Raw genomic sequence first — 18,699 nt, forward strand, 5'->3', positions numbered from 1 at the left:
GATTTTCTTCACTTTTATTGCGATAGGCGAGTGACCTTGCAGTCAGCTTGGTTCAAACTAGGGCCTTTCAAAGCTTGTGGAGATGTAGGGCGATGCAAGGTCACCCAGACGTAATCGATTACCTCAACACGTTGCTGACAGGCGAACTGGCAGCCCGTGATCAATATTTCATCCACTCGCGGATGTACGAGGATTGGGGTTTTACCGAGCTCTACGAACGTATCAACCACGAGATGGAAGAAGAAGCGCAGCACGCTGACGCACTGATGCGCCGGATCCTGATGCTCGAAGGCACGCCACGCATGCGCCCGGACGACCTGGACATCGGTACCACCGTGCCTGACATGCTCGCTGCGGACCTGCGCCTGGAATACAAAGTCCGCGCGGCGCTGTGCAAAGGCATCGAGCTGTGCGAACAGCACAACGACTACGTCACTCGCGAAATCCTGCGGGTGCAGCTCAACGATACTGAAGAAGACCACACTTACTGGCTTGAAAAGCAGCTGGGTCTGATCAAGTTGATCGGGCTGGAGAATTACCTGCAATCGCAGTTCTAATGTAGTTATTGAGCGATAAAAAGCCCCTGCCATCGATGAGATGGACAGGGGCTTTTTCATGCCCGGTGCTTCAGTCCCGGTCACGCTCCAGCAACGGCTTGAGGTAATAGCCGGTGTGAGACTGCTTCATCTCCGCCACTTGCTCCGGCGTACCGACGGCAATGATCTGGCCGCCCTTGGAGCCGCCTTCCGGCCCGAGGTCTACCAGCCAGTCAGCCGTCTTGATCACATCCAGGTTGTGCTCGATGACCACTACGGTGTTGCCGTGGTCGCGAAGGCGATGCAATACATCGAGCAATTGCTGGATATCGGCGAAGTGCAGGCCTGTGGTCGGCTCGTCGAGGATATACAGGGTCTTGCCGGTATCGCGCTTGGACAGTTCACGGGACAGCTTGACCCGCTGCGCCTCGCCGCCGGACAAGGTCGTCGCCGACTGCCCGAGCTTGATGTACGAAAGCCCCACATCCATCAGTGTCTGGAGCTTGCGCGCCAGTGCCGGTACTGCGTCGAAGAACGCTCGGGCCTCCTCGATCGTCATTTCGAGGGTTTCGTGGATGTTCTTGCCCTTGTACTTGATCTCCAGCGTTTCACGGTTATAGCGCTTGCTCTTGCACACGTCGCACGGCACATAGATGTCGGGCAGGAAATGCATCTCCACCTTGATCAGGCCATCGCCCTGGCAGGCTTCGCAGCGCCCGCCCTTGACGTTGAACGAGAAGCGGCCCGGGCCGTAGCCCCGCGAGCGTGATTCCGGTACGCCGGCGAACAGTTCGCGGATCGGCGTGAACAACCCGGTGTAGGTCGCCGGGTTGGAGCGCGGCGTCCGGCCGATCGGGCTCTGGTCGATGTCGACAACTTTATCCAGATGCTCCAGGCCCTTGATGCTGTCGTGCGCGGCGGCTTCCAGGGTGGTGGCACCGTTCAGCGCGGTGGCACTGAGGGGAAACAGCGTGTTGTTGATCAGCGTCGACTTGCCGGAGCCGGAAACACCGGTAACACAGGTCAGCAGGCCGATCGGGATTTCCAGGTCGACGTTGCGCAGGTTGTTGCCGCGTGCGCCCTTGAGGGTCAACGACAGCTTTTTATTGCGTGGGGTACGCTTGGCCGGCACCTTGATCTTCACCCGGCCCGACAAGTATTTGCCGGTCAGCGAGTCGGGGTGCGCCATGACTTCGGCGGCGGTGCCCTGGGCGACGATGTGTCCGCCGTGCACGCCCGCGCCGGGGCCGATATCCACGACGTAGTCGGCGAGGCGAATCGCGTCTTCATCGTGTTCGACCACGATCACCGTATTGCCGATATCGCGCAGGTGTTTCAGCGTTCCGAGCAACCGGTCGTTGTCCCGCTGGTGCAAGCCAATGGACGGTTCGTCGAGGATGTACATGACGCCCACGAGCCCGGCACCGATCTGGCTGGCCAGGCGAATACGCTGGGCCTCACCGCCGGACAGGGTATCCGCACTGCGGTCGAGAGTCAGGTAGTCCAGGCCGACGTTCACCAGGAACTGCAAGCGCTCGCGGATATCCTTGAGGATCTTGTCGGCGATTTCGCCACGACGGCCGGTGAGCTTCAGGCCACCGAAATAGTCAGTGGCATCGCCGATCGGCAGGCTGGTCACCGCCGGCAGGGTTTTCTCACCCACCCACACGTGCCGCGCCTCCCGGCGCAAACGGGTGCCGCGACAGTCCGGGCAGGGCTGGGTGCTGAGGAACTTGGCGAGTTCTTCGCGCACGCTGGCTGATTCGGTCTCGCGGTAGCGCCGTTCCAGGTTGGGCACGATGCCTTCGAACGGGTGGGAGCGCTTGACGATATCGCCACGGTCGTTCAGGTATTTGAAATCGACGCTCTGCGTGCCGCTGCCGTGCAGGATGAATTTCTGCTGGTCCGCGGGCAATTCGTTGAATGGTTTATCCAGGCTGAACTTGTAATGGGCCGCCAGCGACCCGAGCATCTGGAAGTAATAGACGTTGCGCCTGTCCCAGCCACGAATCGCGCCTTCGGCCAGGGTCAGCTCGCCGTTGACCAGGCGCTTGGTGTCGAAGAACTGCTTGACCCCCAGGCCGTCGCAGGTCGGGCAGGCGCCGGCCGGGTTGTTGAAGGAAAACAGCTTGGGTTCCAGCTCGCTGATGGCGTGGCCGCAGATCGGGCAGGCGAAGCGTGCCGAGAAGATGATCTCTTCACCGGGTTCGTCGTCCATCGGCGCCACCAGGGCGATGCCGTCGGCCAGCTTCAGCGCGGTCTCGAAGGACTCGGCCAGGCGCTGTTGCAGGTCGGCGCGGACCTTGAAGCGGTCTACCACCACATCGATCGAGTGTTTTTTCTGTTTATCCAGCTTCGGCAGTTCGTCGAGCTCGCACAGCTTGCCGTTGACCCGGGCGCGTACGAAGCCCTGGGCGCGCAATTCTTCGAAGACCATCAGGTGTTCGCCCTTGCGCTCGCGAATCACCGGTGCGAGCAGCATCAGTTTGCTGCCTTCCGGCTGGGCGAGCACCAGGTCGACCATCTGGCTGACGGTCTGGGCTTCCAACGGGGTGTCGTGATCGGGGCAGCGCGGGATACCGACTCGCGCATACAGCAAGCGCAGGTAGTCGTAGATCTCGGTAATGGTGCCGACTGTCGACCGCGGGTTATGGGACGTCGACTTCTGTTCGATGGAGATCGCTGGCGACAGGCCTTCGATGGTATCGACGTCGGGTTTTTCCATCATCGACAGGAACTGCCGGGCGTAGGCCGACAGCGATTCGACATAGCGGCGCTGGCCTTCGGCGTACAAGGTATCGAAGGCCAGGGATGATTTGCCGGATCCGGACAGGCCGGTGATGACGATCAGCTTGTCCCTTGGCAGGGTCAGGTCGATGTTCTTCAGGTTGTGGGTACGGGCCCCACGAATCAGGATCTTGTCCAAAGTGGCCTCGCTCGGCGGGCGTCGAAAACGTAGGAGTATACGGGCAAATACTGGATGGATGCACACTATTGCAAGTCATACATGAAGACTGCGCGGCAAACGGTCGCCATATACCCCCTCAATCGATGGGACTGGTAGAATCCCCGCCGGTTCACACGAGGTTTTTCCATGCAAGATCCCCACAGCGAACGCATGAGTAGCGGCGAGACCCGCGCGGCAGGCGGTCTGGCCCTGGTGTTCGCCTTCCGCATGCTGGGCATGTTCATGGTGTTGCCGGTACTGGCGACCTATGGCATGGACCTGGCGGGCGCGACCCCGGCCCTCATCGGGTTGGCCATCGGCGCCTACGGCCTGACCCAGGCGATTTTCCAGATTCCTTTCGGGATCATTTCCGACCGGATCGGCCGGCGCCCGGTGATTTACCTGGGGCTCATCGTGTTCGCCCTCGGCAGTGTGCTGGCGGCGAATGCCGATTCGATCTGGGGCGTGATCGCCGGACGGATCCTACAAGGAGCGGGTGCCATTTCCGCTGCCGTCATGGCGTTGCTGTCGGACCTGACCCGCGAGCAACATCGCACGAAAGCCATGGCGATGATCGGCATGACGATTGGTCTGTCGTTCGCCGTTGCCATGGTTGTAGGACCGTTGTTGACCCGTGCCTTTGGGTTGTCGGGGCTGTTCCTGGCGACCGGTGCCATGGCGCTGGTGGGCATCCTCATCGTCGCGTTGATCGTGCCGCGCTCCACCGGGCCGTTGCAGCACCGCGAGTCCGGGGTGGCCCGCCAGGCGCTGGTGCCGACGCTCAAGCATCCTGACCTGCTGCGCCTGGACCTGGGCATCTTCGTGCTGCATGCCATGTTGATGTCCAGCTTCGTGGCCTTGCCGCTGGCGCTGGTGGAAAAGGCCGGCCTGCCCAAGGAGCAGCACTGGTGGGTCTATCTGACGGCACTGGTCATTTCGTTCTTCGCCATGATTCCGTTCATTATCTATGGCGAGAAGCGACGCAAAATGAAACGAGTTTTGCTCGGCGCCGTCGTGACGCTCATGCTCACTGAGCTATTCTTCTGGCAGTTCGGCGACAGCCTGCGCGCCCTGGTGATTGGCACGGTGGTGTTCTTCACCGCGTTCAACCTGCTGGAAGCATCGCTGCCGTCGCTGATCAGCAAGGTGTCACCGGCGGGCGGCAAGGGCACGGCGATGGGGGTTTATTCCACCAGCCAGTTCCTCGGTTCGGCATTGGGCGGGATCCTCGGCGGCTGGCTGTTCCAGCATGGCGGTTTGTCGGTTGTGTTCCTGGGATGTGCCGCGCTGGCTGCACTTTGGCTGGTTTTTGCTGTTACCATGCGCGAACCTCCGTATGTGACGAGCCTGCGCTTGCCGTTGTCGCCCGAAGCCATCCGCGAAGCAGGCCTGGCCGAGCGCCTCAGGGCCGTCGTTGGAGTAACCGATGCAGTGGTGGTCGCCGACGAGGCGGCCGTATATATCAAACTGGACACCGAATTATTGGATCGTGCGACGCTTGAGCGCCTGGTGAACAACCCGGCCCCGGCAGCGTGCGAAGCCTAGGAGAACGTTATGGCCCGTGGGGTTAACAAAGTCATATTGGTCGGTACTTGCGGCCAGGATCCAGAAGTTCGCTACCTGCCTAACGGCAACGCCGTGACCAACCTGAGCCTGGCGACCAGCGAACAATGGACCGACAAGCAGACCGGCCAGAAGGTCGAGAAGACCGAATGGCACCGCGTGTCGATGTTCGGCAAAGTGGCTGAGATTGCCGGCGAATACCTGCGCAAGGGTTCGCAGGTCTACATCGAAGGCAAGCTGCAGACCCGCGAGTGGGAAAAAGACGGCATCAAGCGTTACACCACCGAAATCGTGGTCGACATGCAAGGCACCATGCAATTGCTCGGTGGCCGTCCGCAAGGCGACCAGCAGCAGGGTGGCAACAACTACCAGCAGTCGGCTCCACGCCAGCAAGCGCCTCGTCCGCAATCGGCGCCACAGCCACAGCGCGAGCGCCCGGCTCCGCAACAGGCCGCACCGCAACCGGCTCCGGATTTCGACAGCTTTGATGACGATATTCCGTTCTGATTACTGGTTGAGCCTGTTCAGCCGGTAATTTCAAAAAAGCCCCAAGCGCACTTTGCTTTTGGGGCTTTTGTTTTTCTGGCAGCGGCCAGTTGTGGCTTGAAGAGCCAACGCAATCAGGATCATAAATCCAGATCCAGCAACTCCAGCATCCTCTCGCCAATCGACTGGCTCAGCCACGTTGCATGAAACGCCATTTCCTCTACCGTTATGTCCACCCCGAACCGAAGCGAAATCGGCTTGCCATCGGCCCCGGTGTAGCCGACATCAAAGTGGTTCACGTTAGCGAAAGTGCTCAGGGTGTAGGGCTTGATGTAATGGATGTCGCTGTAGGGCACGCATTCTTCGGTGGTTTCCCGGGCAGGACGGCGTTGGGTGAGGGTGAGGCATTGCTGGCGTTCGTCAAAGCAGAAGCCCAGCACCTTGGGCCCGGAGACGAGCCAGTTGATCGTACAGACGGCCGCGAACGCACTGATGAACATGAGCGCGATAATCAGCGGTTCCATGATGATCTGCTGGTGAATCGGCGACAGGCCCTCGACCTTGAACAGGGTCATGGTCAACACAGCCAGCCAGTAAACGGGCAAGGCCAGCAAGATTCCCGCGACGTAGATCATGGTCCCGAGGAATCCCGGCCTGGATACGTCGCTTGAGCAATCCCACGTGGGCGGGTGCCGTGGCGCTGAGGTAGCGCTCGGGAAGGGGGATTCGACCAGGCGCGGCGGGCGTCTGCGTTTCATGCGGCTGGCTCTTCGGAAAAATATCTGGCCATTCTCGTCGTAACCGCTCACACCCGCCTAGTCATTTTCCGCTTGCTGTCGATGCCTGCGCCTACGCCTGGCTGCCGCTCAGGAATTGCTCGGTACTCACCACATTCGCATAGGCAAACCCCAGCGCCGACATGAACGCAGCGTGGACATGGGTCGCAGGGACGACGAGGCCGTTGAATTCCAGGTCGCGGCTGGCACAGGCATCATGCACCACCGTGACCTCATAACCCATGTCAGCGGCAGCGCGGGTAACGCCGTCGATGCACATGTGGCTCATGCTGCCGACCACGACCAACCGTTCGATGCCGTGCTGTTCGAGGATCGCTTGCAGTTCGGTTTCGCGAAACGAATTGACGAAATGCTTGAGCACGACCGGTTCATCGGCACGGTTGAGTACCTTGGGATGCAACTGCGCACCTTCAGAGCCGGGCGTAAAAAATGGCGCTTCGTCGGAGGTGAATTCGTGACGGATGTGCACCACCTGGTTTCCGCCCTGGCGAAATGCCTCGATCAACCTGGCGGCGTTATCGGCGGCGCTCTCTGCACCGGCCAAAGGCCATTTTCCCTGGGGGAAGTAGTCGTTCTGGATATCTACGACGATGAGCGCTTGCTTGGACATGGAGGCTTCCTCGTTAAGTCAGGATGTGGCGCCAGTATTGGCGTTTGTCCGGGTTTCGAGGATTGGCCGCAACGACAATAAGCGGGGGAAAACTGACAATGCGGCGATGGCGCTGCATTGTCAGGCTCGGTTCACCAGTTGTACGTCAGGCTGGTCGTCATGGTCCGGCCGTCGCCGTAGTAGCAGTCCCAATTGCTGGTGCAGTTCGCAACGTATTTCTTGTCATCGAGGTTTTCCACATTCATGTCGACCTTCACGTCCTTGAGGCCCAGTGGTGATTGACCGAGGTCGTAGGAGAGGCGCGCGTCGTAAACGGTAAAGGACGGAACATCGAAGGAGGGCGCAGTGGCGGTGCCCGGGTACTCGGTTCCGGGACTGCTGCGCACATAACGGACACCAAGCCCGGCACCGAATCCGGCCAGCGGGGTATCGCCCAGGAACGTGTAGTTGACCCAGGCGGAGGCAGTCAGCGGTGAGCTGCCGGCCAGGTGGTTGCCTTGACGCCCATCGTTGTCCTTGGTGTATTCAATATCGTTGCGCGATACGGAAGCGATGATGTCCAGAGACTTGTTCAGGCTGGCCTTGCCTTCCAGTTCGACACCCGTCGAGCGCACGGCACCGGTCTGGCCGTTGAAGCCCGGGTTGTCCAGGTCGGTGGTCAGCATGTTCTCCTGGTCCAGTTGATAAACGGATAACTGTACAAAGCTCTGCTGCCCCGGCGGCTGGAACTTGAGGCCTATTTCATACTGCTTGCCGGTGGTGGCCTCGAACGGTTTGCCGGACACATCACGGCCGCTCACCGGCTGGAATGACTCGGCATAGCTGATGAGCGGAGCCAGGCCGTTGTCGAACAGGTATACCAGGCCGGCGCGCCCGGTGAAGGCACTGTCGCGGACGTTGCTGTGGGCGCCGCTGACCGGTTCCTTGTTGTCCACTTCGGTCCAGTCATAGCGGCCACCTAGCACCAGCACCCATTGGTCGAGCTTGATCTGGTCCTGCATGTACAGGCCGGTCTGGGTGATGGTGTTGTCCCATCGGTACAGGTTGCCGAAGTTGAGAGGTTGGCCATGGACCGGGTTGAAGATATCGATGATCGGCGGGTTGTAGTCGTACAGCCCTTTGAACTTCGAGTTGAACCGGTAGTAGTCCAGGCCGGTGATCAGCGTGTGTTTGAGGGGGCCGCTGTCAAATTCGGCCTGGGCGATATTGTCCACGCCGAAGACCTTGTTGGTCTGCGACCAGTCGACGCCGTAGCGGGTCATGTAGCGTTTGTCGTCGGCGCCGGTGACGGGGTTGTTGACGAAGCGATAGCCATGCAGCGGGGCGGTGTAATGGTCGTCCACCACGGCATAACGAGCGTTCTGCTTCAACGTCCAGACATCGTTCAGGCGATGGCTCAGCTCATAGCCCAGGGCATATTGGTTGCGCTTGTAGTCATTCACGCCGGGCTCGCCCAGGAAAAGGTCCCGCGAAATCTTGCCGTTGGGGTTGTTGAATACCGTCCCCAGGGCGGGCAAGCCTTGGGCTTCCGGAACCGCGTCGTCGCGTTGGTACTGGGCGAACAGGGTCAGGCTGGTGTCTTCGTTGGGTAGCCAGGTCAGGCTCGGCGCGAGGAACTGACGTTTCTGCTGGGCATAGTCAATGCTCGAATTGCTGTCGTTGACCAGCCCGGTCAAGCGATACAGCAGCGTGCCTTGTTCATCCAGGGGCCCGCCGATATCCACGCCGACACCCATCTGGTCGTAGCTGCCCGCCTTCAACACCACTTCATGGACGGGTTCGGGGGTTGGCCGCTTGCTGACCATATTGATGATGCCGCCAGGCTGGTTCTGCCCGTACAGCACCGAGGCCGGCCCTTTGAGCACTTCAATGCGCTCCAGCGAGTACGGTTCGATCTGCAGCGCGCCGCCGGTGCTGCCTCCGCCGTATGGCAAGTGCAGGCCGTCCAGATACAAAGGCACTGGGGTTATGCCGCGGGATGTCGGCTCGTCGAAAATCTTCACCCGGTCGGAGAAGCCGCCGCCCGTGATACCTGGTGTGTAGCGCAATGCTTGGGTAACGGTCTGGGCGCCTCGGGCCTTGATCTCGTCAGCCGTGACCACGTTGATGGTTTGCGGCACCTCCACCAGGGCGCTGTCGGTCTTGCTGCCCGTGGCGCTGCGCGTGGCGACGATGCCATCGACGGGGCCCCAGGGGTTTTCGCCAACGTTGCGGGCACCGATCAGTGTGGCGTCCAGTTGCAAGGTTGCGCTGTCGGGTGCGGGTTGCAGAGACCAGGCGTTGCCGCTGTTGACGGCCTGCAAGCCCGAGCCTGCCAACAGACGCTGCAGCGCCCCAGGAATATTGAACTGCCCGTGGAGCCCCGGCGTGCTCTTGCCGGTGGTCAGTTGCGCGTCCACCGACAGCAACACACCGGCTGTCCTGGCGAATTGGTTCAACGCCTGGTCGAGCTGGCCCGCGGCGATATCGTACTGGCGAACATCATCGATGTTGGCGGGCTCAGCCTGGGCTGTGGCGCAGAACATTGGCGTTGCAGCCAGGGCACCGAGGAACAAACCGTTGCGCAAGAAATGGAGAGGGGCTTGGACGGGCACTGCGATACTCCCTGGCGATAGCAATTGAAGGGTTTCAGAGCTATCCCGTATCAACAGGAAAAACCGACAACGCCCGGCGAAAAAATCACGTGAGACGCTTTACCGTGACCCAATAACGTGTTGCCTGCTGGACACGCACGGGCAGCGAGCGGGCCAGCGCCGCCAGGATGGCGTCGGTGTCGGCCAGAGGAAATACACCGGTGATCAGCAACGGTGCGGCGGCCGGATCGCAGCGCAGGATGCCGGGCCGGTAGCGGCTCAGTTGCGACAGAAACTGACCCAGCGGCTGGCGCTCGGCGATCAGGTGGCCCTCGCTCCAGGCGCCGGCGTTTGGGTCAGTGGCGGTGACGACACCGAGTCGGTCCTGGTCGAACCAGAGGCTCTGGCCTTCCACCAGCCTTTGGGCCGCAGCGGCGATAGGCCGTACTTCCAGCATTCCCGTGTAAAGGTCGACCCGGATGCCTTGCTGGGCCTCGGCCACGCAGAAGCGCGTGCCCAGCGCCTGTATCTCGCCTGCCCCGGTCTGCACGATCAACGGCCGCTGGAGGTACTCGGGGTTGTGCCCGGTCTCCAGCAGGATAGCCCCCTTGATCAGGCGAATGCGTCGATGACTGGCAGAAAAAAGCACGTCCACGGCGCTGTCGGTATCCAGGTCCAGGCGCGTGCCGTCCTCCAGCGTCAGCCGACGGATTTCGCCGACCGCCGTGTGCTGATCGGCCAATGCGCCGCGCCAGGGTTTCTGGCTGTGCAGCGAATAACCGGTTGCGCCAGTGACCAGTATCAGCGAAAGCAACTTGAGCATGTCTCGCCGCGAGCGCTGCGGCGCATCCTTGAGCACGGCCTGAGCGCAGTCGCGCGGGACGCGACCCAAGGTCTGCTGCAAGTCCTGCAAGCGCTGCCAGGCCCTGGCGTGTTCGGCATCGGCGCGCTGCCACAGGACAAACGCCCGCTGTTGAGCGTCAGTCATCTCGCCGCCCCAATGCAGCATCAGCCACTCGCTCGCCTGTTCGACGACGGCCGGGGAAACCGGAAGCTCGGCGCGGCGATTCATTCTTCGTAGACCGTCTGGTAGCAGGCCAGGATGGCGCGGGTCATGTATTTTTGTACGGAGCTGACGGTGACTTGCAGGCGTTCGGCAATTTGCGCATAGCCCAGGCCTTCGAATTGCGACAGCAGGAAGGCCGTCCGCACATTGCCGGGCATGCGGTCGAGCATCGCGTCGATTTTCTGAAGCGTTTCGAGAATGATTGCTCGGGTCTCCAGGCAAGGCGTCTGGGGTTCGGGCAAATGAGCGATACTTTCCAGGTAGGCCCGTTCGATTCGCTGTCGACGCCACTGATCGATCACCAGGTTGCGGGCGATCTGGGTCAGGTAACTGCGGCCCTCCACTACCCCGGGAATACGTCCGGAAACCAGCAGGCGCAGAAATGTGTCTTGCGCGATGTCCGCCGCGTGGTCATGGTTGCCCAGCTTGCGACGCAACCAGGCGTGCAGCCAGCCGTGATGATCGCGGTAGAGTTCATGCAGTTGAGCGTTGCCATTGGAAGTTGCTGACATGACGGGCTCGTCGGGAAGGTGTTAATGATAGGTATTATCATTACACTTTCATTTGGGCTTTGAAAGCTGATCGATGGAACTCTGGTGCGCAGCCGGGATTTGCAACGATGGGTTGAAAAAACAGACTGGGAAAACTGACATGGCGCAGGAAAGGGCATTCGTCGAACTCGGCGTGCTGATCTACCCCGGCGCGCAAATGGCCGCGGTGCATGGTTTGACCGATCTGTTTGCCGTGGCGGATGGCATTGCGGCGGAGCATGCCAGTGTGCAGCTGCCGCGGCTACGCGTGAGCCACTGGCAAACGGCGGGCGGAGCAATGCCGTTGCGAGTGTTTGCCAGTGATGCCGGTCCGCACGCGCCATTGGTCGCCTTGTTGATCCCACCGTCCATTGCCGGCTTCAATGAAACTGTCGCAACACAGACGCTGATGGATTGGCTCCGGGCGCAACACGCTAGCGGCACGGTATTGGGCGGGGTTTGCGTCGGCTCGATCCTGCTGGCCGAAAGCGGTTTGCTGGATGGGCGTAGTGCCACGACCCACTGGACCTCGGCCAAGAGCTTTGCGGCACGTTATCCGAAGATCAAGCTAAACGCCGATAAACCCATTGTCGACGACGGCGACCTGATCACCACCGCCGGGCTCATGGCCTGGTCGGAGCTCGGGCTGCGGCTGGTGGACCGCTTGCTCGGCCCCGGCATCGCCACACGCACCGCGCAGTTTCTGGTGATCGAGCACAGCGACAGCGCGAGCCAGTGCGGCAGTAATTTCGCGCCGATCCTCGGGCATGGCGATGGAGCGATTCTGAAAGTGCAACATTGGTTGCAGCGCAGCGGCGCGGTGGATGTTTCCCTTGGCGCGATGGCCGAACAGGCCGGGCTGGAGGAGCGCACGTTCCTGCGCAGGTTTCGCGCGGCTACCGGCCTCAAGCCCACCGAATACTGCCAGCACCTGCGGGTCGGCAAGGCCCGGGAAATGCTGGAATATACCAACGGGACCATCGACCACATTGCCTGGACCGTCGGTTATCAGGATCCTTCTGCCTTTCGAGCGACGTTCAAGAAAATCACCGGGCTGGCGCCGAGTGATTACCGGGCGAGGTTTGGGGTGAATCCGCAGGGCGCTCCCAAAGGCTGACACAGCGCTCCGTGGCTTCAGGCTTCGTGCAAATTGCCGGACATCCGCTTCCAGTCGTGCAGAATGAAACAGGCCCGGTGCCACATCTTCCGCCTATCCCCCCGTTTCCTTGACCGTTCGTCCCCCGCCGTGCCGTTGGCCTGATCTCTGCAATCCTTATAGCTACGGCTATTGAGCGCAGTTGAAAGGACAAAGCATGACCCAGATCCATCGTGACAAATGTGTAGTGGCCCACTCGGTCAACCCCCAGGCACCGCTGCATGAAGTCGAGACCAATCGGGCGCTGGCGCGCTGGCTGGCGAATATCCTTGGCCTGGAGTTCGGCGGCAGCTATGACAGCCGGCACCACGCCGGGCGGGATCTGTACCTGTTGCCTACGCAAACCCTGATCGGTCCCGAGGCTGCGTTGCGCCTGGGCGTCAAGGGACCGGACGATCTTTGGGGCGGTTACGTCGACCACGATTTCATCTGCACCAAGGCGATTGCCCATGGTCTGTTGAACAAGGATGCGGTCGCGCCGAAGGGCTGGTCACCGCTGTTCGCCAAGCTGACCCGGGGCGTTGTGCTCGACGGCATCAGCGTGTTTTCGCTCAAGGATGCGCGCCAGGCCGCTGAGCACTTGCTCTACGCCGGGCCGATTCGCCTCAAGCCAATCCATGCTTGCGCTGGACGTGGCCAGCAAGTCATCCGGAGCATCGGGCAATTCGATGAAATCGTCGCGGCTCCGGACGCCCAGGCATTGTTCAGCGAGGGAATCGTGCTGGAACAGAATCTCAGTGAGGTCAAGACCCAGAGCGTCGGCCAAAGCTTCATCAACGGCAAGGTCTTGAGCTACTGCGGCGTGCAGCACCTGACCCGCGACAACGAAGGGGAAGAGGTCTACGGCGGCTCTGACCTGCTGGTGGCGCAAGGGGGCTACATCGAGCTTCTCGGCCTGGAACTGCCGGACGATGTGCGCGAAGCGGTCCGGCTTGCGCAGGTATTCGATGATGCCGCCAACCAGGCTTTCCCCACGTTCTTTGCTTCGCGGCGCAACTACGACATCGCCCAAGGGACGGATACCGGGGGCCAGCCTCGCGGTGGCGTGCTGGAGCAATCCTGGCGAATGGGCGGCGCCAGCAGCGCGGAACTGGCTGCCTTGCAGGTGTTCGTCGAGGACCCGTCGATCCGCGCGGTTCGGGTGTCCTCAGTCGAAACCTACACCGACCAACCGCTGCCGCCCGGCGCCACGGAGGTTTACCGCGGCGCTGCGGAAAATGGTGATTTCCTACTCAAATACGTAACGGTTCAATCCTATGACGGCTAGAAGCGAAACCATCCAGATTGCGATTGATGATGAACACATGAACGGGACCTTCCTCAGCCCCAAGTCGAAGGTTCCCGGTGTGTTGTTCGTGCACGGTTGGGGCGGTAGCCAGGAGCGAGATCTCGAGCGGGCCAAAGGCATCGCCGGCCTGGGCTGCGTGTGCCTGACCTTCGACTTGCGCGGCCACACCGGTGGGGCCGGGATTCCACTGTCGCGGGTCACGCGCGAGGACAACCTGCGGGACTTGCTGGCGGCCTACGACAGGCTGCTCGCCCACCCGGCCCTGGACACCTCGGCGATCGCCGTGGTCGGCACCAGCTACGGTGGTTACCTGGCCTCGATCCTTACCTCATTGCGACCGGTGCGCTGGCTGGCCCTGCGGGTGCCGGCGCTGTACCGCGACGAGCAGTGGCACACGCCCAAGCGCGACCTGGACAAGGCTGACCTGCTCGATTACCGCAGCACCCTGGTGCACGCCGACACCAACCGGGCCTTGCACGCCTGCTCGCAATTCACCGGTGATGTGTTGCTGGTGGAATCGGAAACGGATGACCATGTGCCCCACGCGACGATCATGAGCTACCGGGCCGCCTGCCAGCAGACTCACTCGTTGACTCATCGAATCATCGATGGCGCCGATCATTCCCTGAGTGACCCCGTGTCACAACAGGCCTACACCTCGATCCTGGTGAGCTGGATCACGGAGATGGTGGTAGGCGAGCGGTTGAGCATCATCCAGGAGCGGTAGACATGAGTTGTCCAGGCGGCCTCTTCGTCGGAACGCCGCCCGGAGCAGGCTCGCTCCCACAAGAAATATGTGTGAACCCTGGTTCTGACTTTCTGCAAATCCTTGTGGGAGCGAGCCTGCTCGCGAAGGGCCAGGCCAGGCACCGCATCACTTGACCCCAGGCTTGACCCGCAACGCCTTGGCCTTCGCCTCGATCACCAGATACATCACCACCGTAATCAGCAATGGCAGGATGAAGTAGATCGCCCGGTAGGCAATCAGTCCCGCGATCAGGCTGCCTCGCGACACTTCATGCTGCAGCAGCGCGACGAATACCGCTTCCAGCACGCCGAGCCCGGCGGGGATATGGGTAATCACCCCGGCGATGCTGCTGATCAACAACACCCCCAGCACCACGGGATAGTCCAGTTTGCTCGGCAGCAAGGTAAAGATCACCCCCGCCATCAGCGACCAGTTCAGCGCGCCCAACGCCAATTGCAGGATGGCCATGCGCAGGGACGGCAGATTGATTTCCATACCGCGAATCGTCCAGGCCCGCCGCCTGGAGAAACGGCAGGCCGCCAGGTAACCGGCACTGGCCAGCAACAGCAGCACGCCGACGCCTTGCAGCGCGTTGCTGCTCAGTTTCCAACCCGGCGGCATGGTCACCAGGCCGCTGCTGAACACCACGCCGGCCAGGGTCATGTAGCCGAACCAGTTGGTGGCCAGGCTCAAGCCGAGGATCTTGGCGATGTTGCCGGTGCTGACGCCGAGGCGCGAGTACAGCCGATAGCGCATCGCGATGCCGCCGACCCAGGCACTGAGATTCAGGTTGAAGGCGTAACTGATCACTCCCACCGGCAGGATCTGCCGCCAGCCGAGTTTCTGCCGGATGTACGTGCGACCGATCAAGTCGAAGCAGGCGTAGGTAATGAAACTGGTGATCGTCAGCGCGGCGGCGATCAGCAGCGTGCGCAGCTTGAAATCCGCCAGGGTGGCGAATACTTCGGACCAGTCGATGCGCCGCGCCAACGCGGTGAACAGCACAATCAGCAGCAGGAAAAAAGCCAGCGTCAGCGGGCGTTTCCAGCGGCTCCAGCGCGACTTCGGCTTGGCCTGTTCCGGCGCATGGGCGTCTCCCGGCGCGGTATGCGCTTCAGAGTGGTTCATGGGGTTCGCTCCGGACCGCCGTCGGCGGTGAAAAAGGTTTCAGACGCGGTTTATGGGCCGGCAGCCACCCGGCCCAGGCCGGGAAGTGACGCAGAAAGTGGAACACCATGAAACCGATGGTCATGCGCCACAGCAGCCCGCGCGGGGCGTGGTTCTCGGGCATGATGGTGCAATGGGTGCGGCTCAAGTGATCGAGGCGCTCGAACAGCTCGCGGTTGAATGCACGGTCGCGGATCAGCACATTGGCTTCCAGGTTCAGGGACAGGCTCAACGGGTCGAGGTTGCTCGAACCGACGGTACTCCAGTCCTCATCCACCAGGGCGACCTTGCCGTGCAGCGGCCGCTCGCAATATTCATAGATCGTCACGCCGGCCTTGAGCAAATAGTTGTAGAGCATCCGCGCGGCGAGCTTGGCGATCATCATGTCCGGTTGCCCCTGCAGGATCAGCCGCACCTCCACGCCACGCCGGGCGGCGTTGCGGATCTCGCGCAGCAACCGGTAGCCGGGGAAGAAATAGGCATTGGCGATCACTACCCGCCGCTGGGCGCTGCGCAGCACTTGCAGGTAGACCTCCTCGATGTCGGTCTGGTGCTCGTGGTTGTCGCGATAGACCAGGCGCACCTGGCCGTCATGATCATTGAACGCCAATTCGGTACGACGGCTGCGGCGGCGTTGCCACCAGTATTTGGCCCGAGCTGGCCGGCCGGTCTGGAGCAGCGCAAAATGGTGGATGTCCACCACCGCCGGGCCTTTGATCTCCACGGAGTAATCCTGCTTGGCCTCGGGACCGAAATCGCCCAGGTGGTCGGCGGAGAAATTGATCCCGCCGATAAACGCGATCACACCATCCACCACCACGATCTTGCGGTGCAGGCGGCGGAACCAGTTGGTGCGGATGCCCAAGTGCCTGGGGGCCGGGTCGAACATCTGCAGGCGCACCCCGGCATCGCTCAACGATGCGAGAAACCCGGTGGTCAGTTCGCCGCAACCGAAACCGTCGAGGTTGACGGTAATCCGCACTCCACGCTTGGCCGCATCCACCAGCAGGTCGCGCAGTTCAAAGCCGACCTTGTCCTCGAACAGAATGAAAGTCTCCAGGAGAATTTCTTCCTGGGCACGGCGAATCGCCTCGAAAACCCGCGGGAAATATTCCTCGCCATTTTCCAGCAGCGTGACACGGTTGTTGCCGTGCCAGCCGTATTCGATATCGTTCAGCGCCGGGTTGCTCTCGGTCGGCGGGACCTCGATCTTTTCCACCGTCGCCTTGTTCATCGTCGCGCTCATAATTCGATCTCCACCGACAGCGGTGCGTGGTCGGAAAGGTGCGACCAGGGACGTACATTCAATACTTTGGCGTGATGGGCCTTGAGGTTGCGCACGTAGATGCGGTCCAGGCGCAGGATCGGCAGGCGTGCCGGAAAACTGCGGGCCGGCTTGCCCCATTGTTCGGCGAACACTTCCCGCAGGCCGCAGGGGGCGAGCAGGTCATTGGCCTTGCCGCGCCAATCGTTGAAGTCACCGGCGACAATCACTGGCGCTTCAGGCGGCAACTCGCTCAGGCGCTGGCAAAGCAGTTTCAGCTGCTCGACGCGATGCCCTTCGCGCAACCCCAGGTGCACACAGATCGCATGCACGTCCTGGCCTTCGCCACCCGGCAGGCGCAGCACGCTGTGGAGCATGCCGCGGCTCTCGTGGCCGCTGATGGAGACGTCGAGGTTCTCGTGGCGAATGATCTGGAATTTCGACAGCAACGCATTGCCATGGTCCCCCGCCGGGTACACCGCGTTGCGCCCGTAGGCGAACTGCGGCCAGAGGGTGTCGGCGAGAAATTCGTATTGCGGGATGCTCGGCCAGTTGCTGTAGCGCTGGGGATGGTGCTCGTGGGTGCCATGCACTTCTTGCAGGAACACCACATCGGCGGAAACGCTGCGCACGGCTTCGCGCAGTTCCGGCAGGATGAAACGCCGGTTCAGGGCGGTGAACCCCTTGTGTGTATTGACCGTCAGGACGGTGAAGCGGCTGACCCGTTCGAAATCCCGCAACGATTGCTGGGTCGGGTCACGGGTGGCTTCGCTGGATTCTGGCGTAGTCATGGCAATACCCCTTCGGCCGGGCGCACACCGGGAGCGGTGGCGAGATGCTTGTCCAGGTCGAAGCGCTCCAGCAGGTGGCGCGCGTCATACGGCGCGCGGACTTTGATGTCGTTGTCGAAATAACAGAACACTTCCCGGCTCTTGCGCGCCCGGGGTTTCTTTTTCGGATCGATCAGGTGCGCGTCACTCGGCTGAGTGCCGTGGCTCCAGGCTTCGATCCGGTCGCCCCAGCGCTTCAGCGCCTCGTCGGTATAGCCGCTGGCGTACAACTCTTCGGCGCCGTGCAGGCGCAGGTAGACGAAATCGCTGGTGACATCCTCGCGATACGGCCATTTTCCAGCGGTATCCGCCACCACCAGGGCGACGTCGTAACGTTTGAGCAGGGCAACGAAGAGGGGATCGATGAAGCTTTCATGACGGATTTCGACGGCATGGCGCAGCGCACGCTTCTTGTCGGTCGTTGTGCTGGCGTGGCCGTCCAGGCGCGGTTCGTGCTCGCGCGCCAGCGCGGCGGCGGCTTCGGTGTCGTGGGGCAATTGCTTTAGAAAGTCTTCGAACAGCTCAGGGTCGAATTTGAAGCTCGGCGGAAACTGCCAGAGGATGGCCCCGAGTTTTTCCTTGAGCTCCAGCACCCCGGAGGCGAAGAAGTTCGCCAGCGGCTTGTGGATGTCCCGCAGGCGCTTGATATGGGTGATGAACCTTGGCGCCTTGACGCTGAAGACGAAGTCGTCCGGCGTCTCGGCGTACCACTGGGCATATCGTTCGGGACGTTGCAGGGCGTAGAACGATCCATTGATTTCGATGCTGTTGACCGCGCGAGAGGCGAATTGCAGTTCCCGCTTCTGAGCCAGCCCCTTGGGGTAGAAGTCCCCCCGCCAAGGCGTGTAGCGCCAACCGGAAATACCAATGTGGATCGCCGTCATGTATCCCTCCCGTGCCAATGACCTCGTACCGCCTGTGTCTTTTGATGACCGCCGCGCGGGCTGGAAAGTTTCGGTGGAATGCCCGGCGGCGGGGAAGAAGTGGACCCGTGGCGAGGGAGCTTGCTCCCGCTGGGGCGCGCAGCGGCCCTGTTTTTTGGGGCACTGCTGCGCAACCCAGCGGGGATGGTTCCCTCCACCACAGGGGCGTGTATTGACCTTTCTGGCGAACTTGCCGGCTGATTCTTGATCAGTTC

The 18,699-nt window shown here is 61.5% G+C and carries 16 protein-coding genes; 6 read left to right on the forward strand and 10 right to left on the reverse strand.

Annotated elements, in window-relative coordinates; genetic code table 11:
* The first annotated feature begins 92 nt into the window (after positions 1 to 92).
* Positions 93 to 557, forward strand: a complete 465-nt coding sequence (gene bfr / locus PSH78_RS03225; RefSeq protein WP_024778335.1) for a bacterioferritin — start codon at positions 93 to 95, stop codon at positions 555 to 557.
* Between the two features lie 70 nt (positions 558 to 627).
* Here bfr and uvrA read toward each other — a convergent pair whose 3' ends face one another.
* A complete protein-coding gene (gene uvrA / locus PSH78_RS03230; protein ID WP_305498448.1) occupies positions 628 to 3,462 on the reverse strand; it encodes an excinuclease ABC subunit UvrA in 2,835 nt (944 codons plus the stop codon).
* Positions 3,463 to 3,630: 168 nt separating this feature from the next.
* Between uvrA and PSH78_RS03235 the strand changes: the two genes are divergently transcribed.
* A complete protein-coding gene (locus PSH78_RS03235) occupies positions 3,631 to 5,028 on the forward strand; it encodes an MFS transporter (RefSeq protein WP_305498449.1) in 1,398 nt (465 codons plus the stop codon).
* Between the two features lie 9 nt (positions 5,029 to 5,037).
* Positions 5,038 to 5,553, forward strand: coding sequence for a single-stranded DNA-binding protein (locus tag PSH78_RS03240; protein ID WP_024778338.1), 516 nt, complete (start codon positions 5,038 to 5,040; stop codon positions 5,551 to 5,553).
* Between the two features lie 119 nt (positions 5,554 to 5,672).
* Here PSH78_RS03240 and PSH78_RS03245 read toward each other — a convergent pair whose 3' ends face one another.
* The 5 genes from PSH78_RS03245 to PSH78_RS03265 form a co-directional block, all read right to left on the reverse strand.
* Positions 5,673 to 6,167: a hypothetical protein gene (locus PSH78_RS03245; RefSeq protein ID WP_305498451.1), complete on the reverse strand. Its 495-nt coding sequence runs from the start codon at positions 6,165 to 6,167 to the stop codon at positions 5,673 to 5,675.
* A 214-nt stretch (positions 6,168 to 6,381) separates the two neighbouring features.
* Complete coding sequence (locus tag PSH78_RS03250; protein ID WP_305498453.1) at positions 6,382 to 6,939, reverse strand: cysteine hydrolase family protein; 558 nt, start codon at positions 6,937 to 6,939, stop codon at positions 6,382 to 6,384.
* Between the two features lie 131 nt (positions 6,940 to 7,070).
* Entirely contained in the window at positions 7,071 to 9,464 is a 2,394-nt protein-coding gene (locus tag PSH78_RS03255) for a TonB-dependent siderophore receptor (protein ID WP_305501170.1), read from the reverse strand.
* Between the two features lie 154 nt (positions 9,465 to 9,618).
* The gene (locus PSH78_RS03260; protein WP_305498454.1) at positions 9,619 to 10,584 is read right to left on the reverse strand and encodes a FecR domain-containing protein; all 966 of its coding nucleotides are present in this window, start codon (positions 10,582 to 10,584) and stop codon (positions 9,619 to 9,621) included.
* Entirely contained in the window at positions 10,581 to 11,090 is a 510-nt protein-coding gene (locus PSH78_RS03265) for a sigma-70 family RNA polymerase sigma factor (protein ID WP_305498455.1), read from the reverse strand. Before PSH78_RS03265 ends, PSH78_RS03260 begins: the two co-directional genes overlap by 4 nt.
* Positions 11,091 to 11,229: 139 nt before the next feature.
* On the opposite strand from PSH78_RS03265, the gene PSH78_RS03270 reads away from it, so the two are divergent.
* The 3 genes from PSH78_RS03270 to PSH78_RS03280 all read left to right on the forward strand — a co-directional run bounded on the left by PSH78_RS03270 (position 11,230) and on the right by PSH78_RS03280 (position 14,279).
* The gene (locus PSH78_RS03270) at positions 11,230 to 12,225 is read left to right on the forward strand and encodes a GlxA family transcriptional regulator (RefSeq protein ID WP_305498456.1); all 996 of its coding nucleotides are present in this window, start codon (positions 11,230 to 11,232) and stop codon (positions 12,223 to 12,225) included.
* A 196-nt stretch (positions 12,226 to 12,421) separates the two neighbouring features.
* On the forward strand, positions 12,422 to 13,531 hold the full coding sequence (locus PSH78_RS03275; RefSeq protein ID WP_305498457.1) for a DUF3182 family protein: 1,110 nt from the start codon (positions 12,422 to 12,424) through the stop codon (positions 13,529 to 13,531).
* A complete protein-coding gene (locus PSH78_RS03280) occupies positions 13,521 to 14,279 on the forward strand; it encodes a S9 family peptidase (protein WP_305498458.1) in 759 nt (252 codons plus the stop codon). Before PSH78_RS03275 ends, PSH78_RS03280 begins: the two co-directional genes overlap by 11 nt.
* Before the next feature lie 147 nt (positions 14,280 to 14,426).
* Here the strand turns inward: PSH78_RS03280 and PSH78_RS03285 are convergent, their stop codons facing one another.
* Genes PSH78_RS03285 through PSH78_RS03300 form a run of 4 tightly spaced genes read right to left on the reverse strand, consistent with a single transcriptional unit; the run spans position 14,427 to position 18,445 of the window.
* Complete coding sequence (locus PSH78_RS03285; RefSeq protein ID WP_305498459.1) at positions 14,427 to 15,428, reverse strand: lysylphosphatidylglycerol synthase domain-containing protein; 1,002 nt, start codon at positions 15,426 to 15,428, stop codon at positions 14,427 to 14,429.
* Positions 15,415 to 16,713: a cardiolipin synthase ClsB gene (gene clsB, locus PSH78_RS03290; RefSeq protein WP_305498460.1), complete on the reverse strand. Its 1,299-nt coding sequence runs from the start codon at positions 16,711 to 16,713 to the stop codon at positions 15,415 to 15,417. The genes PSH78_RS03285 and clsB overlap by 14 nt, the downstream gene beginning before the upstream one ends.
* Positions 16,710 to 17,522, reverse strand: a complete 813-nt coding sequence (locus PSH78_RS03295) for an endonuclease/exonuclease/phosphatase family protein (RefSeq protein ID WP_305498461.1) — start codon at positions 17,520 to 17,522, stop codon at positions 16,710 to 16,712. Before PSH78_RS03295 ends, clsB begins: the two co-directional genes overlap by 4 nt.
* Complete coding sequence (locus tag PSH78_RS03300; protein WP_305498462.1) at positions 17,519 to 18,445, reverse strand: DUF72 domain-containing protein; 927 nt, start codon at positions 18,443 to 18,445, stop codon at positions 17,519 to 17,521. The genes PSH78_RS03295 and PSH78_RS03300 overlap by 4 nt, the downstream gene beginning before the upstream one ends.
* Between the last annotated feature and the right edge of the window lie 254 nt (positions 18,446 to 18,699).

The organism is Pseudomonas sp. FP198, from assembly GCF_030687895.1.
Taxonomy (GTDB): Bacteria; Pseudomonadota; Gammaproteobacteria; order Pseudomonadales; family Pseudomonadaceae; genus Aquipseudomonas.